General features: G+C 70.7%; 24 protein-coding genes. 13 read left to right on the top strand and 11 right to left on the bottom strand.

Annotated features, from left to right (window positions below; translation table 11 throughout):
- Positions 1-49: 49 nt before the first annotated feature.
- On the bottom strand, positions 50-799 hold the full coding sequence (locus tag BZY54_RS01020) for a cache domain-containing protein (protein ID WP_086722421.1): 750 nt from the start codon (positions 797-799) through the stop codon (positions 50-52).
- Positions 789-1,562: a FadR/GntR family transcriptional regulator gene (locus BZY54_RS01015; protein ID WP_244216883.1), complete on the bottom strand. Its 774-nt coding sequence runs from the start codon at positions 1,560-1,562 to the stop codon at positions 789-791. Before BZY54_RS01015 ends, BZY54_RS01020 begins: the two co-directional genes overlap by 11 nt.
- 183 nt (positions 1,563-1,745) lie before the next feature.
- Between BZY54_RS01015 and BZY54_RS01010 the strand changes: the two genes are divergently transcribed.
- Positions 1,746-3,263 carry an APC family permease gene (locus BZY54_RS01010; RefSeq protein ID WP_086722419.1) on the top strand — a complete coding sequence of 506 codons (1,518 nt, stop codon included), beginning with the start codon at positions 1,746-1,748 and terminating at the stop codon, positions 3,261-3,263.
- Positions 3,264-3,504: 241 nt separating this feature from the next.
- Here BZY54_RS01010 and BZY54_RS01005 read toward each other — a convergent pair whose 3' ends face one another.
- Both BZY54_RS01005 and gabT read right to left on the bottom strand, forming a co-directional pair.
- Positions 3,505-5,028: a PucR family transcriptional regulator gene (locus tag BZY54_RS01005; RefSeq protein ID WP_086722418.1), complete on the bottom strand. Its 1,524-nt coding sequence runs from the start codon at positions 5,026-5,028 to the stop codon at positions 3,505-3,507.
- A gap of 158 nt (positions 5,029-5,186) precedes the next feature.
- Complete coding sequence (gene gabT / locus BZY54_RS01000; protein ID WP_086722417.1) at positions 5,187-6,563, bottom strand: 4-aminobutyrate--2-oxoglutarate transaminase; 1,377 nt, start codon at positions 6,561-6,563, stop codon at positions 5,187-5,189.
- Between the two features lie 212 nt (positions 6,564-6,775).
- Between gabT and BZY54_RS00995 the strand changes: the two genes are divergently transcribed.
- From BZY54_RS00995 to BZY54_RS00985, 3 genes are all read left to right on the top strand, one after another.
- Positions 6,776-8,284, top strand: coding sequence for an aldehyde dehydrogenase family protein (locus tag BZY54_RS00995; protein WP_086722416.1), 1,509 nt, complete (start codon positions 6,776-6,778; stop codon positions 8,282-8,284).
- Between the two features lie 77 nt (positions 8,285-8,361).
- Positions 8,362-9,435: a CaiB/BaiF CoA transferase family protein gene (locus BZY54_RS00990; RefSeq protein ID WP_425276249.1), complete on the top strand. Its 1,074-nt coding sequence runs from the start codon at positions 8,362-8,364 to the stop codon at positions 9,433-9,435.
- A 25-nt stretch (positions 9,436-9,460) separates the two neighbouring features.
- Positions 9,461-10,639, top strand: coding sequence for an acyl-CoA dehydrogenase family protein (locus tag BZY54_RS00985; protein ID WP_086722414.1), 1,179 nt, complete (start codon positions 9,461-9,463; stop codon positions 10,637-10,639).
- A 154-nt stretch (positions 10,640-10,793) separates the two neighbouring features.
- Here the strand turns inward: BZY54_RS00985 and BZY54_RS50675 are convergent, their stop codons facing one another.
- The 3 genes from BZY54_RS50675 to BZY54_RS00970 all read right to left on the bottom strand — a co-directional run bounded on the left by BZY54_RS50675 (position 10,794) and on the right by BZY54_RS00970 (position 14,316).
- On the bottom strand, positions 10,794-10,937 hold the full coding sequence (locus tag BZY54_RS50675) for a hypothetical protein (protein WP_158103787.1): 144 nt from the start codon (positions 10,935-10,937) through the stop codon (positions 10,794-10,796).
- 115 nt (positions 10,938-11,052) lie between these two features.
- Positions 11,053-12,630: a flavin monoamine oxidase family protein gene (locus BZY54_RS00975; RefSeq protein ID WP_208640506.1), complete on the bottom strand. Its 1,578-nt coding sequence runs from the start codon at positions 12,628-12,630 to the stop codon at positions 11,053-11,055.
- 252 nt (positions 12,631-12,882) lie between these two features.
- Entirely contained in the window at positions 12,883-14,316 is a 1,434-nt protein-coding gene (locus BZY54_RS00970) for an APC family permease (RefSeq protein WP_086722411.1), read from the bottom strand.
- 272 nt (positions 14,317-14,588) lie between these two features.
- Between BZY54_RS00970 and BZY54_RS00965 the strand changes: the two genes are divergently transcribed.
- The 7 genes from BZY54_RS00965 (at position 14,589) to BZY54_RS00935 (ending at position 20,795) form a co-directional block, all read left to right on the top strand.
- Positions 14,589-16,025, top strand: coding sequence for an aldehyde dehydrogenase family protein (locus BZY54_RS00965; RefSeq protein ID WP_086722410.1), 1,437 nt, complete (start codon positions 14,589-14,591; stop codon positions 16,023-16,025).
- A 130-nt stretch (positions 16,026-16,155) separates the two neighbouring features.
- On the top strand, positions 16,156-16,689 hold the full coding sequence (locus BZY54_RS00960; protein ID WP_086722409.1) for an Lrp/AsnC family transcriptional regulator: 534 nt from the start codon (positions 16,156-16,158) through the stop codon (positions 16,687-16,689).
- A 142-nt stretch (positions 16,690-16,831) separates the two neighbouring features.
- On the top strand, positions 16,832-17,071 hold the full coding sequence (locus tag BZY54_RS00955) for a hypothetical protein (protein ID WP_086722408.1): 240 nt from the start codon (positions 16,832-16,834) through the stop codon (positions 17,069-17,071).
- On the top strand, positions 17,071-17,448 hold the full coding sequence (locus BZY54_RS00950; protein WP_086722407.1) for a fic family toxin-antitoxin system, toxin component: 378 nt from the start codon (positions 17,071-17,073) through the stop codon (positions 17,446-17,448). The genes BZY54_RS00955 and BZY54_RS00950 overlap by 1 nt, the downstream gene beginning before the upstream one ends.
- 283 nt (positions 17,449-17,731) lie before the next feature.
- Positions 17,732-18,136, top strand: coding sequence for an STAS domain-containing protein (locus BZY54_RS00945; protein WP_244216882.1), 405 nt, complete (start codon positions 17,732-17,734; stop codon positions 18,134-18,136).
- A 572-nt stretch (positions 18,137-18,708) separates the two neighbouring features.
- On the top strand, positions 18,709-19,908 hold the full coding sequence (locus BZY54_RS00940; protein ID WP_086722405.1) for an NAD(P)/FAD-dependent oxidoreductase: 1,200 nt from the start codon (positions 18,709-18,711) through the stop codon (positions 19,906-19,908).
- The gene (locus BZY54_RS00935; protein ID WP_086722404.1) at positions 19,905-20,795 is read left to right on the top strand and encodes an RNA polymerase sigma-70 factor; all 891 of its coding nucleotides are present in this window, start codon (positions 19,905-19,907) and stop codon (positions 20,793-20,795) included. Before BZY54_RS00940 ends, BZY54_RS00935 begins: the two co-directional genes overlap by 4 nt.
- Before the next feature lie 92 nt (positions 20,796-20,887).
- Here the strand turns inward: BZY54_RS00935 and BZY54_RS00930 are convergent, their stop codons facing one another.
- The 3 genes from BZY54_RS00930 to BZY54_RS00920 form a co-directional block, all read right to left on the bottom strand.
- Positions 20,888-21,274 carry a hypothetical protein gene (locus BZY54_RS00930; protein ID WP_143667967.1) on the bottom strand — a complete coding sequence of 129 codons (387 nt, stop codon included), beginning with the start codon at positions 21,272-21,274 and terminating at the stop codon, positions 20,888-20,890.
- A gap of 283 nt (positions 21,275-21,557) precedes the next feature.
- A complete protein-coding gene (locus tag BZY54_RS00925; protein ID WP_086722402.1) occupies positions 21,558-22,394 on the bottom strand; it encodes an MBL fold metallo-hydrolase in 837 nt (278 codons plus the stop codon).
- A gap of 151 nt (positions 22,395-22,545) precedes the next feature.
- Complete coding sequence (locus BZY54_RS00920; protein WP_086722401.1) at positions 22,546-23,028, bottom strand: WapI family immunity protein; 483 nt, start codon at positions 23,026-23,028, stop codon at positions 22,546-22,548.
- Between the two features lie 92 nt (positions 23,029-23,120).
- On the opposite strand from BZY54_RS00920, the gene BZY54_RS54615 reads away from it, so the two are divergent.
- Positions 23,121-23,249, top strand: a complete 129-nt coding sequence (locus BZY54_RS54615; protein ID WP_279634623.1) for a hypothetical protein — start codon at positions 23,121-23,123, stop codon at positions 23,247-23,249.
- A 354-nt stretch (positions 23,250-23,603) separates the two neighbouring features.
- Positions 23,604-24,782, top strand: coding sequence for a Cmx/CmrA family chloramphenicol efflux MFS transporter (locus BZY54_RS00915; protein WP_086722400.1), 1,179 nt, complete (start codon positions 23,604-23,606; stop codon positions 24,780-24,782).
- Between the two features lie 197 nt (positions 24,783-24,979).
- Here BZY54_RS00915 and BZY54_RS00910 read toward each other — a convergent pair whose 3' ends face one another.
- Positions 24,980-25,819 (bottom strand): GRP family sugar transporter, encoded by an 840-nt coding sequence (locus tag BZY54_RS00910; RefSeq protein WP_086722399.1) that lies wholly within the window; start codon positions 25,817-25,819, stop codon positions 24,980-24,982.
- Positions 25,820-25,926: the final 107 nt, after the last annotated feature.

Below are 25,926 nucleotides of genomic sequence, written 5' to 3'. Positions count from 1 at the left end.
AGGTCCGTGTGGGGTGCCCGCAGGTGAAGGTCGGCCGGATGACCCCGAGTTATTCGGGCTTGGCCAGCCCCAGCACCCAGCCGCTGTCCAGCCCCACCTCGCCCGCGGCGAGGAACACGCCGTCCCCCGCTTGCGGCACCTGCGGCAGGCGCGAACCCACCAGCCAGCGGGAGGTGTTCGCGGCCACCACCCGGCGTTCCGCACCGACGAGCACGGCGTCGTGGCCGGCGCGGCGCAGCAGGCCCAGCAGCCGGGGTTCCAGATCGCTCATCCGCAGATCCGTCCCGGCCACACCGAGGAACTCGCCGCCGTCGACCACGGGAACGGTGAAGGTGCAGATGTAGCTGTCCGCGGCGGAGTAGTCCACATAGGGACCGAAGACCGCGCGCGCGGAGTGGTCGCGGGCCGCCGCGTACCACTCCATCTCGAAGTAGTCGTAGACATCCACGCAGGTCGGATCGAGGTTGAGCCGCATCGGGACGAAGCCCGTCGCCCCCCGTTGCCACCACTGGATGTGCCGGTCGCGCTCCGGCAGCAGTCCCGCCGCCGCCAGGAAGCCCAGCCCGTCCGCCTCCGGGTGCTCGGTCAGCCACCGCACGACGGTCGGTTCGAGGCCCGCCAGGTCCGCCGTCCCGAAAACGCCGCCCGCCACCCGCACCGTACGGCGCCGGCGGACGACCTCGTCGGCGACCGCCTCCGGACCGGCGAAGACCGCTCCGAGCAGGTCCGGCACCCGTTGCAGCAGCGTGTCCAGCATCATGGTCGCGGCGTCCTGCGACGCACGGGACTCAGTCGCCATCAGACACCTCCACAGATTCCCGCTCGGCCATCCGGAGATGGAGCTCGATGAGCCGGCGCAGGTTGCGCTGCACGTGGCGCTCGGCCAGGGCGCGTGCCCGCTCCCCGTCCTCCTCTGCGATCGCGGTGGCGATGGCGTGGTGCTCGGCGACCACTTCGTCCAGCTCGGGTTCGGACTCGTAGGAGAGCCAGAGCAGGCCGGCCGTGCAGGACTGCATGTCCACCTCCAGCCGGGTCAGCCGCTCCGACTGGGAGGCGATCGCCACCTCGATGTGGAACCGGCTGTCCGCACGGATCCGCGCTCCGAGCCCGTCGGCCCTGGCCAGCTGTTCGACCAGGCTCAGCAGCCGCCGCAGGCTGGTGGCCGAGGCGCGCTCGGCCGCCAGCCGGGCCGAGGCGCCCGAGACGGCGAACTGCTCGTCGGCGAGATCCCGCAGCTCCGAGACGGTCGTGGAGCGGATCCGCTCCACCAGCGGCTCCAGGGGAGGGTCGGCCGGGCGGCGCACGAAGGTGCCGCCGGTGCGGCCGCGGCGGGTCATCACCAGCCCCTGCTCGCGCAGTACGGCCAGCGCCTCCCGCAGGGTCATCGGCGACACCCCGAGCTGGTTGGCGAACTCCACCTCGGTCGGCAACTGCTCGCCGTCCACCACCAGGCCGAGGTGGATGGCCTCGGTTATCCGCTGAACCACCTCGTCGGTGCGCCCGGCCGCCCTGAGCGGGGAGATCAGGGAGGCGCGCATCACGGGTGCGCCCTGTGTCGCCACTGCCCCTCCTCGCATCATCCCGCCGCCGAACCCTTGTGCAATAACCCCTGCGCTTGTAGTTTTTCGCAGCACATCGCACCGAGTCCCCGCATCATAACCAGCCCCGGTCGATGAGTCGGCGGCATGTCATGCCGCCCCAGGACTGACGCCCCCACCCTCTGGTACGAGAACACGGGAGCCAGCATGAGCCCCATCACCCCAACGGACCCCGCCGACAGCGACGCCGCACATCTGGCCTCGCTCGGGTACGAGTCCGAGTTCAAGCGGGACATGAGCCCATGGGCCAATTTCTCGCTCGGATTCACCTACCTGTCCCCGGTCGTCGGGGTGTACTCACTGTTCGCCTATGCGCTGGCGAGCGGCGGCCCGCCGATGATCTGGAGTTTTGTGATCGTCGGCCTCGGGCAGCTGCTCGTCGCCCTGGTCTTCAGTGAAGTCGTGGCGCAGTTCCCGGTGGCGGGCGGCGTCTACCCGTGGGCACGCCGGCTGTGGGGGCGCCGGTGGGCCTGGATGACAGGCTGGGTCTATCTGATCGCGCTGATGTGCACCATCGCCAGCGTGGTGTACGGCGCGGGCCCCTACATCGCCACCACCTTCGGTTTCACCCCCACGGTCAACACCACCATCGTCTGCTCCCTGGCGATCCTCGCGCTGGCCACCCTGATCAACTTCATGGGCACCCGCGTGCTCGCGGCGGCCGCCGTCATCGGCTTCTCGGCCGAGATCGTCGGCGCGCTGGCGGTCGGTGGCTGGCTGCTCGTCTCGCACCGGCACCACAACCTCGGTGTGCTGTTCGACTCCTTCGGCTCACAGGGAAGCCACAGCTACCTGTGGGCCTTCGCGGCGGCCGGACTGATCGGCGTCTACCAGTACTACGGCTTCGAGGCCTGCGGCGATGTCGCCGAGGAGGTGCCGGACCCGGGCCGCCTGATCCCCAAGGCCATGCGCCGCACCATCTACATCGGCGGCGCGGCGGCCACCTTCGTCTGCCTGGCCCTGGTGCTCTCGGTGGCCGACATTCCGGCGGTCATCGCGGGCAAGGACGTCGACCCGGTGACCACGCTGCTGGACGGCGCCTTCGGCTCGGTCGGCTCCAAGGTCGTACTCGCCGTCGTGCTGCTGTCCTTCCTCTCCTGCGCCATGAGCCTCCAGGCCGCGGCCAGCCGCCTGGCCTTCAGCTACGGCCGCGACGACATGATCATGGGGAGCCGCCTGCTGCGGAAGTTCTCGGAGGCCCGGCACGTCCCGCCCTACGCCCTGCTGCTCGCGGCGCTCCTCCCGGCCCTGATCGTGATCGGCTCCAAGGTCTCCACCGACGCCCTGGCCAAGGTCATCAGCTTCGCCGCGGTCGGCATCTACCTGGGCTTCCAGATGGTGGTGCTCGCCGCGCTGCGGGCCCGGCTCAAGGGCTGGCAGCCCGGCGGCAAGTACCGGCTGGGCAAGTGGGGCCTGCCGGTCAACATCGCCGCCCTGGCGTACGGCGTCCTGGCCATCGTCAACATGTGCTGGCCGCGCACCCCCGGCGTCCCCTGGTACGACAACTACATCGTGCCGCTCTCCGCGGTGGTGGTGATCGGCGCAGGCGTGCTGTACATGGCCGTCCACCGCAGCTACGGCCGCAGCGACGCTCCCTACGACGACGCGATCCCCAAGCCCACCCGGGCGCCGGGCCTCGCCGAACCGGAACCGTCCACGACCTGAACCGACACGCAAGGGCCCGGCGCGGACCACCGCGCCGGGCCCTTGCCTGCTTTTGGGGGCCCTATCGCGGGGCAGCGCTTTCTACGATCGGGAGTGCGCTGGAGGATGCCGGGGCGGACGGCCGCAGCCGGCCGGACGCCGGGGGAGTGGGTGCGGGCTCACTCGCCGAGCGGAGGACTGGGGCATCCAAGAGCAACAGGAGTGGCATCCCCACCGCCCCGGGCCTGATCCCCGCTCGGCTTCAACGGTCAAGTTCCTGCCAGGCCGAGAGGGCCAGCAACAGCTCCGCGCGTACGTGCGCGGAGTCGAGGTCCACGCCGAGCAGGGACTGGGCCCTGTCCATGCGGTTGCGCAGGGTGTGGCGGTGCACCCCCAGGGACACGGAGGCGGCCTCCCACTGGCCGTTGTGCTCGAGGAAGGCACGCAGCGAGCCGAGCAGCTCCGTGCCGTGGGCGGCGTCGTGCGCGGCGAGCGGGGCCAGCCGTGCCTGGGCGATCGACTCCAGGACCGTGCGGGTGCCGGGCGTGGTCAGCAGCACATGACCGGCGAGCGCCTCGAAGCGGATCACTTCCCGGCAGCCGCGTGCCTGGGCGGCCGACGCGGCGCTCAGCGCCTCGCGCAGGGCCGCCGGCCCGTCCTCCAGGTCGTGCGGGCTGCTGAGACCGGCCCAGAGGCGGGCGCGCGTCCGCGCGGCCAGGCCGTCCGTCACAGCCTGTGCCGTCATCGCGTGGCCGCCAGGGAACAGCAGCACCGCGCACTCGTCCCGGACGGTGCCGAACAGCGGCAGGCCGCGCTCGCTCAGGTGCTCGCCCGCGGCGTCGAGAGCCTGGCGGGGGTTGCCACCGCGCACGGCCAGGACGCGCACCCCGTCACGGACCGGGAAGCCCGCCTCGGAGAGATGGCTGAGCGCGGCCGACGCGGAGACCGCCCCGTCCAGGAGCATCCGGAAGAACAGGCCGTTCACCCGGTTCTGCTCGTCGCGGAGCCGCAGCGGCTTCTCGGCCTCCAGGGCGACCAGAGAGGCCGCGTGTCCGAGCAGCAGATGGTCGACCGGTGTCAGCGCCCGGTCGGTGACCAGTACGAGCCGCCCGTGGACCCGTGGGCCCACCCGTACCTGCTGCACCGCCACCCCGGCCTCCGGGCCGGAGCTCACCGCCGCGGCCGCCTCGTCCGCGGTGCGCAAGCCTGCCAGGACTTCGGGCGCGGGCGCGGGGACGCCGGCCGGATGGGCGGCGCGCGTGCGGCCCTCGTGGTCCAGGAAGAGGACGGCCGTGCCCGTGGAGACCGCCAGCTCCCGGACCACGGCCTGCGCTCCGCCGTGCAGGGCGGCCCGGGTCATACGCGGCTGGATTCGGGAGGCCTGGACGACGCCCTCGTACTGCTGCTCGGCGAGCCGTTCCATCACCGCCTTGGCGATGGCGGCGAACGGTGTGGGCAGCGGGACCTCGAGCAGCGGCAGACCGGCCTCCTCGGCGGCCGCCACGACAGCGGCGGGCACCACCTCGTGCGACAGGCCGACACCGAAGCCCAGCGCCGCCACCCCGGCGTCGGCCAGGCGCTGGACATACTTCCGCTGAGCGTCGGTCTCGGCCGGTAGGCGCAGGCCGGTGGTGAGGAGCAGTTCGCCACCGCTGATCCAGGGCACGGGGTCGGCGAGTTCGATGCTGTGCGCCCAGAGCACCTCGCGGTCGAGCTGCTCGCGTCCCGCCAGCAGGCGCAGGCGCACCTCCGAACGCCCGAGCAGCCAGCGCAGAGGTACACCCACCGCCGCGTCACCACCTTCGAGCCCCGTCTGACCTCTAAAACTTTAGGTCACCCTATTTCACGGGATCGGGACTCGTCCGAGAGGCCGGAACCATGCCGGCAGCGCAGGCTACGAGGAGACCTGCCGCTCACCGGGTGGGCGGGGAGCGGCCGGTACGGTCAGGCGGCCGAGGCGGCTTCCTTGGCGATGGCCTCGCCGAGCAGCGTGAGGCCCTCCTCCAGCAGGGTGTCGCAGATCGACAGCGGAGGCAGGAACCGCAGGACGTTGCCGTAGCTGCCCGCCGTCAGGACCAGCAGTCCCTCCGCATGGCAGCGCCTGGCGATGCCGGCGGCCAGCTCGGGCGCGGGGACGCGGTCCCCGTGCGGCTGCACGAGTTCGATGGCGATCATCGCTCCCCGGCCGCGCACCTCTCCGATGGCCGGGTGGGCGCGGGCGAACTCGGCGAGGCGCTCGTGCATGGTGTCACCGATGTCGCGCGCCCGTGCGAGCAGGCCGTGGGCCTCGATCTCCTCGAAGACGCCGAGCGCCGCCTCGCAGGCGACCGGGTTGCCGCTGAAGGTGCCGCCCAGGCCGCCCGCCGGGGCGGCGTCCATCAGTTCCGCGCGGCCGGTCACCGCGCCCAGCGGCAGGCCGCCCGCCAGGCCCTTCGCCGTGGTGACCAGGTCCGGTCGGATGCCCTCGTGCTCGCACGCGAACATCCGGCCGGTGCGGGCGATGCCCGTCTGGACCTCGTCGGCGATCAGCAGGATCCCGCGGGCCCGGCAGATCTCGGCGACCCGGGTCAGGAAGCCCGGTGCGGGGACGATGAAGCCTCCCTCGCCCTGGATCGGCTCCACGAGCACCGCAGCGACGTTGTCCGCGCCGACCTGTCGGTCGAGCAGGTCCGTGAGTGCGGCCGCGGCCTCCTCCGCGCAGTGCTCGGGGCCGGTGGGCCAGCGGTAGGGATAGGCCATCGGGGCGCGGTGGACCTCCGGCGCGAACGGGCCGAAGCCCTGTTTGTAGGGCCGGTTCTTGGCGGTCAGGGTTATCGTCAGCAGGGTGCGGCCGTGGAAGGCATGGTCGAGGACCACGATCGCCGGGCGCCCGGTGGCGGCCCGGGCGATCTTCACCGCGTTCTCCACCGCCTCGGCACCGGAGTTGACCAGGAGGGTCCGCTTCTCGCCGGGAACGGGCGCGAGCTCGTTCAGCTTCTGGCAGACATCCAGGTAGGACGCGTAGGGGTTCACCAGGAAGCAGGTGTGGGTGAATCGCCGCAGCTGCGCGGCGGCCCGCTCGGCCACCGCCGGGGCGGAGTTGCCCACGGTGGTGACGGCGATGCCGCTGCCGAAGTCGATGAAGGAGTTGCCGTCCGCGTCGACGATCACGCCCCCGCCGGCGGCCTCCACGAAGACGGGCAGGGTGGCGCCGACGCCGGCGGGAACCAGGCCGCGCTGGCGAGCGAGCAATTCGCGTGAGCGCGGACCGGGGATCTCGGTGACGATCCGGCGGACCTGCTCGAGGCCGGGACCGCCGGCCGGTCGGGAATCACCGGGCATGGGACTCCTCCGGGAGGTTGTGGGTTCGGGGACGCCGAGCCAAGCACCGCCGCGCACACCGCACCATCGACGGATCGGCGTGCCCGGACCACCTCGGACAGGCCATGTCGTCCAGTGCGCCCGAGGTGCGGCCCCCGACAGAATGACGACCTCATCCACCCACCGCGCCCCGGGACACCACGGCGTACAGGGACGTCCCGAAAGGAGTGCCGATGCGACCCACCGCAGGCAGCAGCGCGAGGGGGGCCGGAGCGGCCCGGCGGGCCCAGGCCCTTCGCCACCTCGTCGCAGGGCAGTGGCGGACCGGCGACGGCGACGAACTCGTCGACCTCAACCCGGCACGCCCCGGCGAAACCGTCGCCGTAGGACGGCTCGCCAAGGACCACGACCTCGATCGGGCCGTCGCGGCGGCGCGGGACGCATACCCTCGCTGGGCCGCCACCCCGCCCCAGGCCCGCGGCCGGATCCTCGACCGCGCCGCCGACGTCATCGACGCGCACGCCGACCAGTGGGGCGAGGAACTCTCCTGGGAGGAGGGCAAGACCCGCGCCGAGGGCATCGGCGAGGTACGCCGGGCCGCGGAGATCTTCCGCTATTACGCAGGGGAGGCATCCCGCCCGGTGGGCGAGGTGTTCGCCTCGCCCCGTCCCGGCGAGCAGATCCACGTGGTCCACCGGCCCATCGGCACCGTCGCGGTCGTGACCCCGTTCAACTTCCCCATCGCGATACCGGCCTGGAAGATCGCACCCGCGCTCAGTTACGGCAACACCGTCGTGTGGAAGCCCGCCAGCCTGGTGCCGCTGCTGGCCGTGCGCCTGGCCGAGGCACTGGTCGAGGCCGGCATCCCGGACGGCGTGCTCTCCCTGCTCATCGGCGGCGGGAGCCTGGGCGCCCGGCTGGTCGAGCACCCGGGCGTCGACGCGGTCACCTTCACCGGCTCTACCTCGGTGGGCCGCGGCCTGATCGCCGCCTGCGGGCGACTGGCGCGGCCCGTCCAGACCGAGATGGGCGGCAAGAACGCGGCCGTCGTGCTCGCCGACGCCGACCTCGACCTCGCCGTGCAGGAGGTGCTCGCAGGGGCCTTCCGGGCCGCCGGGCAGAAGTGCACCGCCACCTCCCGGCTCATCGTGCAGGAGCCCGTCGCCGACGAGTTCCTCGCGCAGCTCACCGAACGCGCCGCCGCCCTGCGGGTCGGCGACCCCCTGGACGACGCCACCGAGATGGGACCGGTCGTCTCGCTCCAGGCCCGCGACGAGATCCAGCACGCCGTGGACGGCGCAGCCGCTCGCTCCGGCACGGAATTCCTCACCGGCGGGCGGCACTACGACGACGACCGCATGAGCGGGGCGTTCGTCCAGCCCACCGTGGTCGAACTGGCCGGCGAGGACCCGCTGTGGCGCGAGGAACTGTTCGGCCCCGTCCTCGCCGTCCGCCGGGCCAAGGACACCCAGGAGGCGCTGGCGCTGGCCGACGACAGCGACTTCGGTCTGTCCGCTGCCGTCTTCACCGACGACCTGCGCGCCGTCACCGCCGCCATGGAACAGGTGGACGTCGGCGTGCTGCACATCAACTCCGAGACGGCGGGCGCCGATCCGCACGTGCCGTTCGGCGGCGTCAAGCAGAGCGCCTACGGACCGAAGGAACAGGGGCGCGCAGCGCGCGAGTTCTTCACCCGCACCACCACCGTGTACCTGTGCAGCTCCGGAGGGCCCACGCTGTGACCACACCCTCTCCGCTGCCACTGAGCGGCGTACTCGTCGCCGACTTCGGACGCGTACTGGCCGCGCCCTACGCCACCATGCTCCTTGCAGACCTCGGAGCCGACGTCATCAAGGTCGAGCACCCCGCCGCGGGGGACGACACCCGCGCCTGGGGCCCGCCGCACGCGCACGGCGAGGCCACCTACTTCCTCTCGGTCAACCGCAACAAGCGCTCCCTCGCCCTCGACCTGCGCGACGAAGCCGACCGGCGCCGCGCCGCCGAACTGGCACGCCGGGCCGATGTGCTCTTCGAGAACTTCCGGCCCGGAACCATGCACAAGTACGGGCTCGGCTACGACGACGTCCGTGCCGCCAACCCGGGGATCGTCTACTGCTCGATCACGGGATTCGGCGCGGGCCCCGGAGCCGATCTGCCCGGATACGACCTGCTGATCCAGGCCGTCGGCGGGCTGATGAGCGTGACCGGGCCCGCCCCCGGGCAGCCGGTGAAGACCGGCGTGGCCGTGGTGGACGTCCTCACCGGCCTGCACGCCGCCATCGGCGTGCTCGCCGCGCTGCGCCACCGGGAGGCGAGCGGCCAGGGACAGCACGTCCAGGTCAACCTGCTCTCCACCCTGCTGTCGAGCCTGGTCAACCAGGCCGCCGGATACACCCTCGCCGGACAGGTACCGGGCATCATGGGCAACCGCCACCCGTCCATCGCGCCGTACGAGGTCTACCAGGCCAAGGACCAGCCGCTCGTCATCGCCGTCGGCAACGACCGCCAGTTCGCGGCGCTCTGCCGCGGCACCGGCGCGCCGGAGCTGGCTGAAGACCCGCGCTTCGCCACCAACGGCGACCGGGTCGCCCACGTCGAAGAACTGTCCCGGGAACTGGCGCGGTTGCTCGCCGCCCGCACCGCGGCCGAATGGTTCGAGCACCTCACCCCCCTGGGCGTCCCCTGCGGCCCCGTCAACAACCTCGCCCAGGCATTCGACCTCGCCGACCGCCTCGGCCTCGCGCCGCGAGCCGTGGTCGACGGCGACGAGGGCCCTGACACGGATCTCGTCGCCAACCCCATCTCCCTGTCCGCCACCCCGCCCCGGTACGACCGCCGCCCGCCCCGGCTGGGCGAGCACACCGCCGAGATCGCGGACTGGCTGGACTCCTGACCCCACTCACCCGGAGGAACACACCATGAGCGGCGCCAAGCCGATGAAGGACCCCCTCGACCTGCTCGACCTCTCCTCGGTCCTCTCCGACGAGGAACGCGAGATCCAGGCCACCGTCGCCAGGTTCCTCGCCGACCGGGTGCGCCCGCACATCGGCGAGTGGTTCGAGAACGCGCACTTCGCCCGCGAGCTCGCCCCCGAGCTCGGCAAGCTCGGCCTGCTGGGCATGCATCTGGAGGGCTACGGCTGCGCCGGCACCAACGCCGTCAGCTACGGACTGGCCTGCCTGGAACTGGAGGCCGCCGACTCCGGCTTCCGCAGCTTCGTCTCGGTCCAGGGCTCGCTGTCGATGTACTCGATCTGGAAGTGGGGCTCCAAGGAGCAGAAGCAGGAGTGGCTGCCGCGGCTCGCCGCAGGCGAGGCCATCGGCTGCTTCGGACTCACCGAGCCGGACTTCGGCAGCAATCCGGCGGGCATGCGCACCCGGGCCGTACGCGACGGGGCCGACTGGATCCTCAACGGCTCCAAGATGTGGATCACCAACGGCGGCATCGCGGACGTCGCCACGGTCTGGGCGCAGACCGAGGACGGCGTGCGCGGCTTCCTCGTGCCGCGCGGCACCCCCGGCTTCACCACCCACGACATCAAGCAGAAGATGTCGCTGCGCGCCTCGATCACCTCGGAGCTGTACTTCGACAACGTGCGGCTGCCCGATTCGGCGCGCCTGCCGCACGCCCAGGGCCTGCGCGGGCCGCTGTCCTGCCTGAACGAGGCCCGGTTCGGGATTCTCTTCGGAGCGGTCGGCGCCGGCCGCGACTGCATCCAGGCAGCCCTGGAGTACGCCGACTCCCGCGTCCAGTTCGGCAGGCCGATCAGTGCGTTCCAGCTGACCCAGAAGAAGCTCGCGGACATGAGCGTCTCCCTCGGCAACGCGGCCCTGCTCGCCCTGCACCTGGGCAGGCTCAAGGACCAGGGCCGCATCCGTCCCGAACAGATCAGCGTCGGCAAGCTCAACAACGTCCGCGAGGCCATCGCCATCGCCCGCGAGTGCCGGACCGTCCTCGGCGCCAACGGCATCTCCCTCGAGTACTCGCCGCTGCGCCACGCCAACAACCTGGAGTCCGTCCTCACGTATGAGGGCACCAGCGAGATCCACACACTCGTCGTCGGACAGGCCCTCACCGGCCAGGCGGCCTACCGCTGACACTCGCTTCGTCCGCCGGGCGGAAGGTCGCTGTCTGCGTGGTGGTCGTCCAGCGTGGTGACATTGCCGGTCGGGCCGGTGAGGTGGCGTATGAGGGCGGCGTTGCGGCCGGGCGGGGTTGTGCTTGATGGTCACGCCATGGTTGGCATAGCCGTCAGCGGCGTCCGGAGGACTGCCGAGGCCGGCGACGCTGGTTGCCGGCTCGCCTGAACCGGCCGAGGCCCCGGGCGCTGACGACGCTGTGGTCGGTGCAGTCGATGGCGTTCGGCTCGGAGAGCCAGGTAATTCCGTCAGACATGTCGATACCCCACCAGGCCCCGATGACGATCGCTGTCGTGGGGGCCACAAGTCCGGTTGGGGCGGGCCGTGGCCCTGGAGACTCCTCCGGGGCCACGCCGTGGTCCGTGCCGGTGTCAGGGGGCGATCTCCTTCGACACCCGTTCGCCGGAGGCGATGGCCCCGTCGAGGAAGCCGTAGCTGTCGAGGGACGTGTGCTCGCCGGCGAAGTGGACGTTGCCCTCGGCGCCGGGCTGGGCGCCCCAGAGGGTCGTGTACTGGCCGACGCGGGGGCAGCTGTAGGCGCCCTTGGACCAGGGGTTGAGGTGCCAGACGTCGCGGTACGCCCTTCCGTTGTAGGCGGCCGTCACTCCGGGGAATATCGGCTCCATTCCAGTCAGAAAGGTGTTGACCTGCGCCGCCGGGGCGGTGCCGAAGGCCGCTCCCGTCCAGCCGTTCGTCACGACGGAACCGGCCGGGAACTGGCACAGGATGCCCTGGGGCAGCGCCTGGCCCACGCTGTCGTCCCAGACGGTCTGCAGGGTGTCGGGGTTGGTGTACGCGACGCCGCCGTACTTCTGCGCCACCCACGGCCGGCTGGTGAACTGCACGTGGAGCTTGGCGTTGGTGCCCAGGTCGAGCTGCTGGATCGCCTGTGTCTTCAGCGCGGAGAAGCCGGCGTTGGTGAGGTCGCAGTTCCGGAGCGTGGTGAAGGGCAACGCCAGGATCACCTTGTCGGCGGTCACGTCGGAGAGGGCCAGGCCGTCGCTGAAGGTGCAGGTGACCGTGCCGTCGGCGTTGGACCGGAGCGCGGTGAGCTTCTTCCCGTACTGCACCGTGCCGGGCGGCAGCTGGCCGATCATGCCCGAGACGAGCTGGTCGTTGCCTCCGACGATCGAGTACTTCTCGTCGTCGCCGGGGAGTGGGGCGAGGGAGCCTGGGCTGTTCCAGCCCAGCAGGTAGATCAGATTTAGGGCGGGCTGCCGGCTGGGGTCGAGGCCGTACTCGGAGAGCACGTTGGACTGCATGAGCTTGGCGAACCGGCTGCCGAGGCCGCCGGGGACGTTGGCGGTCAGCCACTCGTCGACCGTCATGAGGTCGAGTTGGCGGCCGCGTGCGGTGTGGTTGTCGTAGGTCTGTGGGTAGGGAGCGGCGGCCAGTTCGGCGGCGAACTTCGGCTGCACCGCCTTCCAGTCGGCGTTGGCCTCCTTGGTGCTGTAGAGCGCCCCGTCGATCCAGTACTTGTCCCCGTAGGGTGACGTGTTGCCGCCGCTGACGACGCGCAGGGTCAGGCCGAGCGTGGCCGCCAGGTTGCGGGCGGCGGTGTGGTCGGTGTTGATGAAGGCGCCGCCGTGTTCGACGACATCGCCCGCGTCGAAGAAGTCACGCAGGCTCCAGCACCGGCCGCCGGCACGGGTGTTGCCCTCGTAGACCGTGGTGGCGATGCCCTTCCTGCGGTACAGGTCGTGGGCGGCCCGCAGACCGGCCAGGCCGGCTCCGACGACGACGACTCTGGGTGCGGTGGCGGCGTTGGCCGCCGGAGCCTGGAGCAGCGAGCGGACGCCGAGCCCGCCGGCCGTGGCGACCGCCAGTCCGCTCGCGGCACCGCGCAGGAACTGCCTACGGCTCGCGCCCTCGGCTCGCGTGCCCTGGAACTCTTCCACCGGCACGCCGGTGCGTGCCGCGTCGTGGTGTGCCGAGAACATCGCGCGCATGTGGGTGCTAAGGCGCGTACGGCCCTGGAATCCTGCCATGCCGAAGTCCTTGCCTGTGAGGGGGGAGTGGTGAGCGGCGGCCGCGGTGCACGAATCCGCCGGTCTGGGGACGGGTTGGGGGGTTGGTCGTGCGTGACGCCGTGCGTGCGGCACGGCTCGGGGCGGGAGCGGGACGCGGAATGCGGCGGAAAGTCCAAGGAAGGCGAGTGGCGGTGCGACGACCGCCGCCTGACGGTCACGGCACCGTGCAGTTCAAAGGCGGGGGGCTTCCTCCGCCTGCTCGTGGATGGCGGAGTCGCCGGCCGGTGCTGAGGCGTCGCGGTCCTGGACACGGCGGCGGTACTCCCACAGCACGACCGCCGCGGCCAGTACGCCCAGGGCGATGGCCAGTTCCCTGAAGCCGCCGTAGCCGGTGATGGAGAAGCCGGTGGCGCCGACGACCAGGATGACGGCCAGCAGTGCGGTGAGGAACCAGGCCAGCGGCACGAAGAAGTCGGGGAGCCGGATCGGGCGTGCCAGGTCGGGGCGGTCCCGGCGCAGCAGCGCGAAACCGGAGATCGCCAGGATGTGAGTCAGGATGTAGCCCAGGTTGCCGGTGACTATGATCGCCAGCGGCGTCTTGAGTACCACCAGCACGATCACGTTGATGATCAGAGCGACGGTGAGCGCGCGAGCCGGCACACCGCGTCGGTTGAGCACACCTACCTGACGGATCGTCACGCCCTGTCGGCCCATGTCGTAGAGCACCCGCGAGCCGTCGGCCAGTCCGGTGATCATGATGAGCAGCAGTGAGGCGATGAGGAACACGATCATCAGGTCGGCGGCGCCGCCGACCAAGTCCTGGAAGGCGCCGACGTAGAAGGCGGTGGGGTCCTCGCCGATCTTCTTCTCACCGACGTAGCCGGAGAGCGCCAGCGGCAGCACGATGAAGACGCCGAGGCAGAACAGCACGCCCGCGCGAAGCGCCCGGGAGGTGTCCCGCACGGTCTCCTTGTACTCGGGGGCGAAGGTCGCGCACACCTCCACGCCGAAGGAGGTCCAGGCCATGATGTACAGCCACACCAGGGCCTCGCGGAGCCCGCTCGTGCCGTGCAGGTTCCAGTGCAGGCCGGCCGTGCTCCAGTCACCGGAGAGGAACGGCCCCACGATGAAGACCGCGAGCGGGATCAGCAGGATCCCGCCGGTCACGTAGACCACCCACATCGCCGCGTGCAGGCCGTACATCGCGGCCGCGTACAGCAATCCCATGACGACGAGTCCCACCACGATCGGCAGGCTCAGCTCCGCCACGCCCAGGTCGAGCGTCCAGGTCTGGCCGGGGAACCACTGCGCCTGCACCAGGGAGCCGATGATCCCCGCGTACACCGACAGGGCGGTCGTCCAGGGCAGCCAGTAGCCGACGCCGGCCAGGGCTCCGACGACGGGGGCGCGGCTGCGCCAGCCCTCGGTGGCGTAGTGCGCGATTCCGCCGGAGGAGTCGGGGAACATCGCGGCCATCTCGGTGTAGATCCAGTTGGTGGCGGTGGCCAGCACCATGGACACCGTCCACAGGGCGATCGCGCCCCATGCGCCGAGCCCTCCGATGGAGGCCCCCAGGGACGCGATGAGCGCCGCCGGCATGGTCAGTGACATGGCGAAGCCGTCGTGCCAGCGCATCTTCTTGGCAAGGGCGGGTTGCTCGGACATGGGTCTCCTTCGGACGGCGAGCGATGACGAAGCCGGAAGGGAAGAGCCGGGAAGGGAGAACGAGGAGGTGTGCCCGCGGCAGAGCCGGGCCCATGAGCCACGCACCGTAGGCCCACCGATTTCGCAGTGTCAATGGCTTGTGCCTGCTGATTCAGCAATCAACTGGGCCTCGAATTGCGGGTTCCGTCCTATTGACAGCCTTTCATTGCCACCCGATGGTGTGGTCAGCACCCCCCTCTGCGCTCTCCCCGTTACGACCAGAAGGGCTCTCCATGTCTGCCGTGCACCCGTTCTTCGTCAACGGCGAATACGCCGACAGCACCGGTACCGAGACCTACGACGTCATCAGCCCGGTGACCGGCGCGCGCATCGGCACCATCCCTCTCCCCTCCGCCTCGGACCTGGACATCGCCGTGAAGGCCGCGAACGAGGCGCAGCAGGCCTGGGCCAGGGTCAACGTCTGGAAGCGGGCGGAGATCTGTCACCGTGTCGGCGACGCGCTGTCCGGCCGGGTGGAGGAACTGGCCCGTCTGCAGACGCTGGAGCAGGGCAAGCCGCTCGCCGAGTCGGTCGCCGACGTCGAGGAGGCGGCGCAGCTGTTCCATCTGCACGCCGAGGACGCGGTACGGCTGCACGGTGAGACGATGCCGTCCACGGACAGCACCAAGCGGATGTGGACCTTCTACCGACCGGTCGGCACCTGGGGCATCATCACGCCCTGGAACTTCCCGCTGCTGATGTTCGCCGAGTTCGTCGCGCCCGGTCTGGCAACCGGCAACGCGCACGTCATCAAGCCGCCGGCGAACACCCCGCTGACCGTGCTGAAGGCCATGGAGGCGATCGTCGAGGCAGGGGTACCGGTGGGCCTGGTGAACGTCCTGCCCGGCGAGGGTGCGGCCGGGGACATGCTGGTGCGCCACCCCGGTGTGGACGCCATCGGTTTCATCGGCTCCTCTGCGACCGGCGCGAAGGTAGCGGCCGCCGCCGGGCTCAAGCGCTCCCTCATGGAGTGCTCGGGCAACGGGCCGCTGGTGGTGCTCGCCGACGCCGATCTGGACGCGGCGGCCCGCGCCGCGGTGTACGGCGCGTACCTGTGCTCCGGGCAGGTGTGCTGTGCCACCGAGCGGGTGGTCGTGCACGCCGACGCGCACGACGGCTTCGTCGAGGCCGTGCTCCGCGCCGCCGAGGACGTCGTTCTCGGCGACCCGTTCGACGCGGCGACGAACCTCGGACCGCTCAACAACGAGGGTGTCGCGGCCAAGATGGACCGGCACATGGCGGACGCGCGGGAGCGTGGCGCGCGGATCCTGCTCGGCGGGCAGCGCCACCCGGGCCAACCGACCGATCTCTACTACGAGTTCACCGTGGTGGACGATGTGCCCGAGGACAGCCTGCTCTCCCGCGAGGAGTCCTTCGGCCCGGTTGTCCCGGTCATCACCGGCGGCAGCGACGACGAACTGCTGCGGATCGCCAACGACGACAGACTCGGCCTCCAGGGCGCGGTTTTCACCCAGAGCATGGCCTCCGCCCACCGATTCGTCGAGGAGTTGGCCGTCGGTCAGGTCGTCGTCAACGACAGCACCTGCTTCTGGGACGTCAACATGCCGTTCGGCGGTGCGGGCAACCGCGGCACCGGCTGGGGCCGGATCGGCGGCAAGCACACGCTGCTCGACATGTCCGATCTCCGTACGGGCGTCATGAGCCTCTGATCCTGGCTGGTGACTGGCCCGCTCCGCGGGGCTCCGTACCCTGGACCGGCGGACCCGGTGGCCGTCCCCGTGCCGAGGGGACTGCCACCGGCCCGGTCCACATCTTGGTCGCGACCTCCGGAGCAGCCGTATGTCCTCCCCGAGCCCGCTCGACGCCATCGACCGGCGCATCATCGCCATCCTGCAGGCCGACGGACGACGCGCCTACAGCCTGATCGCCTCGGATGTGGGCATCCCGGCGTCCTCCGTGCGCTACCGGGTGCAGCGGCTGAAGGACGCCGGGATCCTGCAAGTCGTCGGCATCGCCAACCCGCTGACCATCGGGTTCGACCGGCTCGCGATGATCGGCATCCGGGTACGGCCTGGTACCGCCCCGTCGGTCTGCCGGGCGCTGCGGGAGCTTCCCGAGACCGCGTACGTCATCATGACGGCGGGCGGATTCGACATCATGGCCGAGGTGATCTGCCGGGACACCGCGCACTTCACCGACCTGATGACGCGGCGCCTTCATCTGATCGACGGGATCGTCGCCACGGAGTCCTTCTTTGTGCTGGAGGTGCACAAGCTGGCGTACGGGTGGGGCGTCGGGGAGGTGGAGACCTCCGTCCTCGACGCCCCGGGCTCTCCCGACGACGCCGGCATCGACCAGCGGGCCGACCGCTGACCGCCGACCGTCGCCGCACGCCCGGGGGCTCAAACCGCGAAGAGGACCGCGCTCGGACGACAAGGTCGGCAACGGCGAGCCCGGTCCCCACGAAGGGAATCCGGCCCGGGCACATCGTGGTAACAGCTGTTACCATGCGGGTATGGCGAAGACACAACTGGGCGCGCGCGTGGACGAGGACGTCGCGGAACTCGCGAAGAAGCGCGCCGCCGACCTGGGGTTGAGCATCGGGGACTACCTCGCCCGGCTCGTACAGGACGACGCCAGCGGCCTGCGCGCCCGTGCGGTGGACGCGGCCGCCCGCTTCCTGGCCGAACACCAGGCGGTCTTCGACGAGGCCGAGGAGGCCCAGCAGGCGCCCCGGGGAGGGCGCGCGGCCTGATGAACCTGCACATCGACGTTGCGTGGATCCTGCAGGTCGCCGAAGCTGCGGGGGCGAACGATCCGGCCCCTGACGACTACGGTGTTCCCGTGTCGGCGGTAGCCCGCCACCGGGCCGACCTGTTCGAGCAGCCCATCTACGACGGCCCCTACGCCAAAGCTGCCGCCCTGGTGCACACGCTGGGCCGCTGCCGCTGGCTGGAACGCTCCAACCTGGCCGTCGCCGCCGCCTGCGGGGTGATGTACCTCGAAGCCGTCGGGACTCCGGTCAAGCCCGCTCGCGAGGATGCCATCGCCCTCAAGGACCTGCTCCTCGACCCCGCCTGCACCGCCGGGAAGATTGCCGCCCTGCTGCGGTCCTGGCCCACCGCCACCTGACAGGACGGCGCCGACGGGCCAGGATCGAACGACGGGCGGCCCCTGCGTTCCACCCGTCCCATACTCATCTGCTGAACGCAGGACGCCTATAGGGACCAGCATCCATCTTCGGACGGGAACACCGTGTAGAGGCGCCTGTCACTGACGCGCCGCTCATCCCGGCCATGGGTGACGGACCCGATGGACATCCCCCGCCTTCGCAGACACGCTGGCATCTACAGGCCGGCCCCGCGGTCAGCGAGGCGGGCGCCATCCGCGGATGTGAAGAGGGATGGCAATGCCGATGAACATCATCGAAGACCCTTGCATGGTCGTCAGCTGCGACGTCATGAACGGCTGGACCGTTCTCCATGTCGACGGTGAGGTCGACATCCACACCTCGCCCATGATCCGCAAGGCAGTGGCAGAGCTTCTCGACGAGGGACATCGCCACTTCGTCCTGGATCTGTGTGCTGTACCCCTCCTGGACTCGATGGGACTGGGCATGATCGTGGCCGTCACCAAACGACTTCAGGACCACCAGGGTTCGCTGCGCTTCGTGTGCGCCGACGACAGGCTGCTGAGGGTTTTCCGGGTCTGTGGCTGGCACGAGGTCTACAGGTTCTACGACGCGCCGGAGGAGGCAACGCGACGCGCTCCGTCGGGCTGCGGTCTGGAGTCCTGGCCGCGTCGCCTCGCACGCTCGTAGGCCGTGATGGAAGTCGGCTGCTCCGGCCGGGCCGGCCGGTCTCGATCCTGTGGCGGGGGGATCACAAGATGACTTCCCGCGGTGGCCACCCAGTGTGTTTCCTCGTTGACCCTTTGTGGCTACTGTGAAGGATGAGACCTCCGGAGTGATCTACGCCCGGCTGACCGGTGCCTACTGGCTGGATGCCGCGGACGGAGATGACCGCCGGAGCCGTGCACTGTCGCCTCTGCCGCGCCGGCAAGGGCTTCCACCTGCGGATCCAGACCTTGACACAGTCGGGCGGTGGGGGCGACTGCGGGTGGTCATGGCACCGGTCGCCGCGCTCACCGTGATCGTGGCACTGCTGGTGGGGATGCTTGCATGAATCCAGTGGCGGGCGCTTTTCGTCCTGCCACCGGCCCTGCGGGCCCGACCAGAGACAACGCCCGCCGACCCACCCCGGCCATGACGGCCCCCGGTGCCGGCCGCAGACGAGCGCCGGCCTCGGAGGCGCTTTTTCGCGTTCTCGAATGGAGTGACGTGCGTCACATCGCAGCATGTCACGTCTCGGCGTTCCGCGGTGTCTTGAGGGCATGAGCGAACACAGCAACCCCAGCAAGGTCGTGGTCCTCGGCGGTGGTTACGCCGGAACACTCGCGGCCAACCGTCTGCGAACGCGTGCCGATGTCGACATCACGCTGGTCAATCCCCGCCCTGAGTTCGTCGATCGAATCCGGTTGCACCAGTTCGTGGCCGGCACCGGTGACGCCGCCGTGGACTACGCCACGCTGCTCGGTGAGGGTGTCCGGTTGGCTGTCGACAGCGCCACGCGCATCGACACCGTCGCCCGCACGGTGCGGCTGACCTCGGGCCGCGCACTGGACTACGACTACGTCATCTACGCGGTCGGCAGCACCGGAGTGACACCGCCATCGGTGGCCGGCGCGGCCGAACTCGCCTTCCCGATCGCCGAATTCGAATCCGCGCGGCGGCTGCGCGCCAGGCTGGACGAGTTGCCCCTCGATGCTCCCGTCACCGTGGTCGGCGGCGGATTGACCGGGATCGAGACGGCCGCCGAACTGGCCGAGCAAGGACGCACGGTCACGCTGGTGTGTGGCGGAACCCTGGCGCCGTCACTGAGCGCCCCGGGTCGTCGGTCCGTCGCCAAGTGGCTGTCCCGGCACGGTGTCGCCGTGCTCGAGGCGGCCGTGGTGACCGAGGTCCGGCCGGATGCGGTCGTCCTTGCCGACGGTGTTGCCGATGGTGCGGTGCGTCCGAGCGCACTGACCATCTGGACGGCCGGTTTCGGCGTGCCGCAGTTGGCGGCCGAGAGCGGGCTGCGCACCGACGCGCTCGGCCGGCTGCTCACCGACGAGACGCTCACCAGCGTCGACGACGACCGCGTCGTCGCGGCGGGCGACGCCGCCGCACCGTCGGGTCAGCCGCTGCGGATGAGTTGCTATGCCGCCGGGCCGCTCGGGGCGCAGGCCGCCGACACGGTGCTGAGTCGCATCGAGGGGACCGACCCGGCGGTGATCGACGTGGCCTTCTCGGGGTCGTGCGTCAGCCTCGGCCGGCGCGCCGCCGTCCGCCAACTCGCCCGCAAGGACGACAGCGCGGTGAACGTCTACGTCGGCGGCCGGATGGGCGCGAGGATCAAGGAGGTGACCTGCAAGTTCGCGGTCTGGAAGATCCGCCGCGAGGCCCGCAGGCCGGGTTCCTTCATCTGGCCCAAGGGCGGCCCGCGCCCCGAGCAGCCGGCCTCCGCCTCGCACGAGGTCACGTCTTCGTGACCACCGACGAGCACTCCGAGCGATTCACTGTGTTGCGGCCGCTGCTGTTCACGATCGTCTACGAGATACTCGGCTCGGCGACCGAATCCGACGACGTGCTGCAGGACAGCTATCTACGGTGGGCCGACGTCGACCTCGCGACGGTACGGGACACCAAGTCGTACCTGGCACAGTTGGTGACCCGTCAGGCGCTCAACACACTGCGGGCGAGCGCGCGCCGTCGCGAGGACTACATCGGCCCGTGGCTGCCCGAACCGCTGCTGCTCGACGAGCACGACCCGTCGGCCGATGTGGTGCTCGCCGAGTCGGTGTCGATGGCGATGCTCGTGCTGCTCGAAACGCTCACCCCCGATGAGCGCGCGGTGTTCGTACTGCGCGAGGTGTTCGGCTTCGGCTACGACGACGTCGCCGACGCGGTGGGCAAGTCCGTGGTGACGGTGCGCCAGGTGGCGCACCGCGCCCGCGAGCACGTACGGGCGCGGCGCAGGCGCTTCGAGGCCGTCGACGCGGCGAAGACCGTGCGGATCACCGAGCAGTTCATGACCGCGGCGACAACCGGTGACCTGGAGGGGCTGCTCTCGCTGCTCGCTCCGGACGCCACCTGGACCGCCGACAGCGGCGGCAAGACCACCGCGGCACGCCGGCCGGTGGTGGGTGCGGAGAAGGTGGCCGCGGTCCTCGTCAACGTCTTCCGCATGAGGCGGCTGGACCTGCGGATCGAGGTGGTCAACTGCAACCACACGCCCGCGATGGTTGTTCACGGCGGTGACCACCTGGAAGGCGTCTTCCTGGTCGAGATCACCGACGGAAGGATCAGCGGCATCTACGCGATCCGCAACCCGGACAAGCTGGTCGCGGTGGCGGTTCCGCGTCAGATCAGCCGGTGAGGAAACCATGAGGCACGGCATCGTCGTAGCTGTGATGGTGCCTCTATGCGGCCCGGGGACAGTTCCCCGGCCGTTTCGGTGGAACGGCTCGGCTACTTGCCGGCCAGGCCGAGGTTGGCCCCGTCGCGCAGGTCGGAGAAACCCTGGGCGAGGACGGCCGCCGGTTCCTGGCACGCTTGGCGAATGGCCGCCTTCGCCGGGTTCGTCGCGCAACCCAGGTGCTGATATGCGACCGCCGCGGTCCGGATCCTCTGCGCGGTCGAGCGCAGCGTGGCGAACCCTTCCCGGCCTCGGATCTGCGTCAGGGAGAACGATGCGTCCGCCCCTGTTGCCCTTGCCGCGGCGCCGCAGTCCTGGGTGAACATCTCGGCCGACGCGGTTGAGCAGGGTGAGTTCGCACCGGAACCGAAGCGCTCCTCATGAGCCGAGATCCGGCCCTCCACAGCGGACTTGACCTCTTCGGCGGTCGCCACCTTCACGGACACGGCGGCAGCGGACCTCCCAGGGGAAGCACTCACCGAGGGCGTCGCATCAGCACCGGGATCCCCGCCGGCACCGCTGCAGGCCGCGAGCAGCATCACCGCCGCCGTGACACCGCAGGCCATCGATCCCGGCAGTCGTCGGTTCACGCGCCCGTACCCCCGAATCTCGCCTTGAGCGTGTCACCATACCCACTGTTGATCAAGCTTCGTCAAGGTGACGGCGGCAGCGGATCGGAGGCCCCTTCGTCCAGCTGGCCATGTGGTGATTTCGGTGTGCTGCTCAGACCGCGACTTCGGCGCCGACTGTCACCCGCTCGCCCGGGGCGCACCGCACCATGCGCGCGTCGTGGCCGCGGCGTCCGGCCTCGGCGAGGAAGTCCTCCAGCGGGGAGTGGAAGACCGTGTAGTCGTTGTAGTGAATAGGCAGCGCCCTGCGAGGGCGCAGCAGGTCGAGCAGGTCGGCGCCCTGTTCGGCGTCCATGGTGACCACCAGGCCGCCGGGCAGGGTGGTACCGCCGAGGTGCAGGACCGCCAGGTGGATGTCCGGGCAGCGCTCGGCGATCTCGCGCAGGCCGTCGTACATCAGGGTGTCGCCGGTGAGGTAGAGGATCAGCCGGACCTCGCCCGAGCGGTCGCCGAACTCCAGCAGGCTGCCCATCACCGGCGGCAGCAGGGCCCGTGCCGGGCCGGGCGCGTGGCGGCCGGGGAGCGAGGTGATCCGGACGGAGGAGTCCCCGTGCAGCACGGTTTGGGTCTGCCAGGTGCGCAGGCCGGTGGCGCGGTGGAAGCCGAAGAGACCCTGCAGGATACGGGAGGCGTGCGGGGTGGTGACGAACGGCAGCCCCCGGTCCAGCCCGCGTCGGGCCACCCGGTCGAAGTGGTCGCCGTGCAGATGCGAGAGCACAACGGCATCCAGGTCTTGGTGGGGCAGGTCCGCCACGTCCATGGCCGGTTCGGTCAACCGGCGCGAGACCAGACCGTAGCCGAGGTGGGCGAGCTGCCCGCGGTGGAGGAAGTTGGGATCGGTCAGCAGCGTCAGCTCTCCGTAGCGGATCAGTAGTGTGGCGTTGCCGATGAACAGGATCTCCGCAGTGCCCTCGGGCGACGTGTGCTGCACGGCCGACTCCCTTCACCGCTGTGACCCCCACGCGCCCCGAGTGCTCCGTGGCCGCGGATTCACACCCCGGGCCGGCAGGGATCCCGGGGCCGCCCGCAGCGGCCATCCGGCTGAGCGGGACTGGACTGCGGCCGGGGAGAGATGAGGTCGATCAGCGGGGCGGGAAGGACTCCAGAGCCAGATCCCACTCGTCAGCGGCGCGAAGGAGGGCGGCCGCGTCCAGCTGCACCTCCACGACGTACTGGTAGATGCCCGCTCCATCGTTACCCAGCTGCCAAGGGGGTGCGCCCTCCAACGACAGGTGAACGCGCAGTACCAGCCCGCGCTCGTTCCGGCCGGCGAGGCTGAACGCCAGAACCGGCTCGACGAACCACGTGTCCGGGGACAACCAGCCGTCGGTATCGGGTCCGGTCACAGCCACCGTCCCCGCTGCCACTGCGCGCAGCCAAGCGGCCACCTGACGCGCTTCATCGGTCAGCAGGCAGGGATCGGCGAAGGACCAGCTGCCCTCGGGAATTGTCACTGAACCACCGATGACCAGCCAGTTGTCGTCGTAGGAGTCGCCTCGGGCCGCGGGGAACTGATAGCGCATCGGGCGGAGCTCGACATTGTTCGCATGATCGGTCAATCGCACCGTCGCAGGATGCCAGACCCCTCGCGGTCTGAACATGGCCGACCAGGAAAATCGGCGGCTCGGTACGGCAACCGGTCGCTGAGCGGCGTGCCGTGCACCTGTTCGCGAAGCTCGGCGACGGCGGTACGGCTGCCCTCGCCTTCGGCATCGCCGCAGGGACAGTGGCGCTCGCGCCACTGCCTCTGGCCGGAAGCCCTGACACCGGCGAGTTCTCCCGGTGATGCAATGAGCCGCACCCGTGTGGGCCGGCGGTCGCGGTTCAGCGGGCTCTCCTGGTGGGCTGATGTCGTTCTCGACAGCAGACCCCGGAGCCCGGAGAGAGTGCGTTGGGACACAGGCCGAGGCCGGTGAAACCGGGGTGCCTCGACGGGCGTCGGTCGGGTACCCTGCGGGCCATGTCGAGTCCTGAGTCGGACAAGGTGGGGGCTTTCGGTCACGCCGTCAGCCCCTGAACCACTGAGCCCCGTAAGCCCTGTCGTCGCGTCGCATTCTGCGGTCGTACGGGTGTGCTCTCGGGGGCTGGCCGCGGTGACGAGATGACCTTCTCGCGCTTCTCCTCACCTCGGAGCCACTCGATGCCTCTCCCGCTGTACCTGCTTGCCATGGCGGTCTTCGCCATGGGCACCTCGGAATTCATGCTCGCCGGCCTTCTGCCGGACATCGCCTCGGACCTCGACGTCACTGTCGGGACGGCAGGCATGCTGACCCCGGCCTTCGCGATCGGAATGATCGTCGGCGCGCCACTCATGGCCGGGCTTGCCCGCAACCGGCCGGGACGGTCCAGCCTGCTCGGATTCGCCCTCGTGTTCTCGGCCGCCCACGCCGTGGGCGCTGCCACCTCGAGCTTCCCGCTCGTGTTTGCGACCCGGGTGGTCGCAGCGCTGGCGAACGCCGGGTTCCTCGCCGTAGCTCTGACGACCGCCGCCGCGCTCGTCCTCCCAGGCAACAAGGGACGCGCGCTCGCCGTGCTGCTGTCCGGCACCACGGTGGCGACGATCGTCGGCGTGCCAGGAGGATCGCTACTGGGCACACTGCTCGGCTGGCGGGCCACGTTCTGGGCTGTCGCCGCCCTCTGTCTGCCCGCAGCCATCGGCATCCTCGCGGGCATCCCGGCACGTCCGATGGAGGAACGCGAGCCCGACGGGCCGACCTTGCGAGCGGAGCTCGCACAGCTCAAGAATCCGCGGTTGCTCCTGGTCATGCTGCTCGGCGCACTGGTCAACGCGGCGACCTTCGCGAGCTTCACGTTCCTCGCCCCCGTGGTGACCGACACCGCCGGGCTGGGCGAGCTGTGGATCTCTGTCGCCCTGGTGCTCTTCGGGGTCGGTTCCTTCGTCGGCGTCGCCGTCGCCGGACGGCTGTCCGACCAGCGTCCGGACCTGGTCATCGCGGTCGGCGGCCCGCTGCTGCTCACCGGCTGGCCGGCCCTGGCCGTGCTGGCCGACCAGCCGGTCGCTCTGCTGTCTCTCGTGTTCGTGCAGGGCGCGCTGTCGTTCGCGCTGGGCAGCACGCTGATCACACGGGTCCTGTACGAGGCGGCCGGAGCCCCCACCATGGCCGGCTCCTACGCGACCGCCGCCCTCAACGTCGGCGCCGCCGTCGGACCACTCGTCGCTGCGACCACCCTCAGCACCGGAGCCGGGACCCTCGGGCCGCTGTGGGCAAGCGGGCTCCTGATCGCTGTCGCGTTGCTCATCGGGTTGTTTCTCCGCTCTGTGATCGCGGTGGGCCGAAGCACCGAGGTGCTCCAGTGACACATGCGAACGCCCGCTCCTTCTCGCCGGATCGCGCTCGAACTCGCGGACCAGGACCTGCGGTTCAACGAACGCACCGCCGGCCATCGCCTGGGCGCGCCTCGGCATGGATCACCGCCGGCTCCTCGAATCGGTCCGCGAACCGTCGCCCGCTCGGAAGCATCGGTGCCCACCATCCGGGCCACAGGGTCCGTGAGTCAGCCGAGTGCGAGCAGCACGGTGGCCGCCGCCGCGCCCAGCAGGCCCGCCGCCTGCCGCCGGTCCACCCGCTCGTGCAGCACGGCGAGTCCCAGGATCACGGGCAGGGTCGGGTACAGGGAGGCGAGGACGACGGCGACCGCGAGCATCTGCCGTTGGGTGGCGAGCAGGTACAGGCTCAGTGCCAGGGCCGCGCCCGCTCCGGTCAGTAACGCCTGAGCACTGCGCATCGGCGGCACACGGAGGTGGCGCCCGGCGGTCGGCAGCAGCACCGCGACGGCGGCGAGACGGCCCGCGGCCACCGGCCACAATCCGCTGGAGGGTCCGGCCTGTGCGAGCGCCAAGTACTGCACGGCGACTCCCGCGCTCGCCCACAGGCCGTCCGGCGTGCCTCGGCCAGTGGCCGCATCCGGGCTCTCCGGGAAGGTGCTCCGCCCGCCGGAAACCAGCCACAGGGCGGGCGCCGTGACAGCGATGCCCGTCCAGGCCACGGGTGTGGGCCGGTCGCCGAGGAGGAGAACTCCACCCAGCACGGAGAGGACCACGGACGTGACGGCGCTGACAGGGACCACCACGCTCATCGCACCTCGGCTCAGCCCACGGTTGAGCAACAGCATGGCGGCGGCGCTGCCGACACCGGACAAGGCTCCCCAGCACAGATCGGCCGAGTGAACGGAGGAGGCCGGGACGAGGAGGGCGGCCACCGCGGCGAGCAGCAGCCCGCCGAGCTGACCCAGAAGCGTGACTGCGGTGAAGGGGGCGCGGCGGGAAAGGATCCCGCCGGCGAAGTCGACGATGCCGTAACAGACGGCGGAGGTCAGCGCGAGAAGGGCACCCATTCGCTGTGAGGTGCCCCTCCAGGGGGATTTGAAGCCCGCGGCGTCCGGATCACCTTACGAACCAGGCGGCAGCCCCGCATGTGGCCTCGCGAACCGACGCTCAAAGC

Origin of the sequence: Streptomyces carpinensis, from assembly GCF_002154505.1 — a bacterium.
Classification (GTDB): domain Bacteria; phylum Actinomycetota; class Actinomycetes; order Streptomycetales; family Streptomycetaceae; genus Streptomyces; species Streptomyces carpinensis.
Note: the sequence above shows the minus strand (reverse complement) of the source record. Positions and strands in the feature narration are given on the sequence as shown.

What these genes read in the sequence shown, in the direction of transcription:
- BZY54_RS01020 (WP_086722421.1), bottom strand. Translation starts at nt 799, where the DNA reads ATGGCGACTGAGTCCCGTGCGTCGCAGGACGCCGCGACCATGATGCTG.
- BZY54_RS01010 (WP_086722419.1), top strand. Translation starts at nt 1,746, where the DNA reads ATGAGCCCCATCACCCCAACGGACCCCGCCGACAGCGACGCCGCACAT.
- gabT (WP_086722417.1), bottom strand. Translation starts at nt 6,563, where the DNA reads ATGCCCGGTGATTCCCGACCGGCCGGCGGTCCCGGCCTCGAGCAGGTC.
- BZY54_RS00995 (WP_086722416.1), top strand. Translation starts at nt 6,776, where the DNA reads ATGCGACCCACCGCAGGCAGCAGCGCGAGGGGGGCCGGAGCGGCCCGG.
- BZY54_RS00990 (WP_425276249.1), top strand. Translation starts at nt 8,362, where the DNA reads ATGCTCCTTGCAGACCTCGGAGCCGACGTCATCAAGGTCGAGCACCCC.
- BZY54_RS00985 (WP_086722414.1), top strand. Translation starts at nt 9,461, where the DNA reads ATGAGCGGCGCCAAGCCGATGAAGGACCCCCTCGACCTGCTCGACCTC.
- BZY54_RS50675 (WP_158103787.1), bottom strand. Translation starts at nt 10,937, where the DNA reads ATGTCTGACGGAATTACCTGGCTCTCCGAGCCGAACGCCATCGACTGC.
- BZY54_RS00975 (WP_208640506.1), bottom strand. Translation starts at nt 12,630, where the DNA reads ATGCGCGCGATGTTCTCGGCACACCACGACGCGGCACGCACCGGCGTG.
- BZY54_RS00970 (WP_086722411.1), bottom strand. Translation starts at nt 14,316, where the DNA reads ATGTCCGAGCAACCCGCCCTTGCCAAGAAGATGCGCTGGCACGACGGC.
- BZY54_RS00965 (WP_086722410.1), top strand. Translation starts at nt 14,589, where the DNA reads ATGTCTGCCGTGCACCCGTTCTTCGTCAACGGCGAATACGCCGACAGC.
- BZY54_RS00960 (WP_086722409.1), top strand. Translation starts at nt 16,156, where the DNA reads ATGTCCTCCCCGAGCCCGCTCGACGCCATCGACCGGCGCATCATCGCC.
- BZY54_RS00955 (WP_086722408.1), top strand. Translation starts at nt 16,832, where the DNA reads ATGGCGAAGACACAACTGGGCGCGCGCGTGGACGAGGACGTCGCGGAA.
- BZY54_RS00950 (WP_086722407.1), top strand. Translation starts at nt 17,071, where the DNA reads ATGAACCTGCACATCGACGTTGCGTGGATCCTGCAGGTCGCCGAAGCT.
- BZY54_RS00945 (WP_244216882.1), top strand. Translation starts at nt 17,732, where the DNA reads ATGAACATCATCGAAGACCCTTGCATGGTCGTCAGCTGCGACGTCATG.
- BZY54_RS00940 (WP_086722405.1), top strand. Translation starts at nt 18,709, where the DNA reads ATGAGCGAACACAGCAACCCCAGCAAGGTCGTGGTCCTCGGCGGTGGT.
- BZY54_RS00915 (WP_086722400.1), top strand. Translation starts at nt 23,604, where the DNA reads ATGCCTCTCCCGCTGTACCTGCTTGCCATGGCGGTCTTCGCCATGGGC.
- BZY54_RS00910 (WP_086722399.1), bottom strand. Translation starts at nt 25,819, where the DNA reads ATGGGTGCCCTTCTCGCGCTGACCTCCGCCGTCTGTTACGGCATCGTC.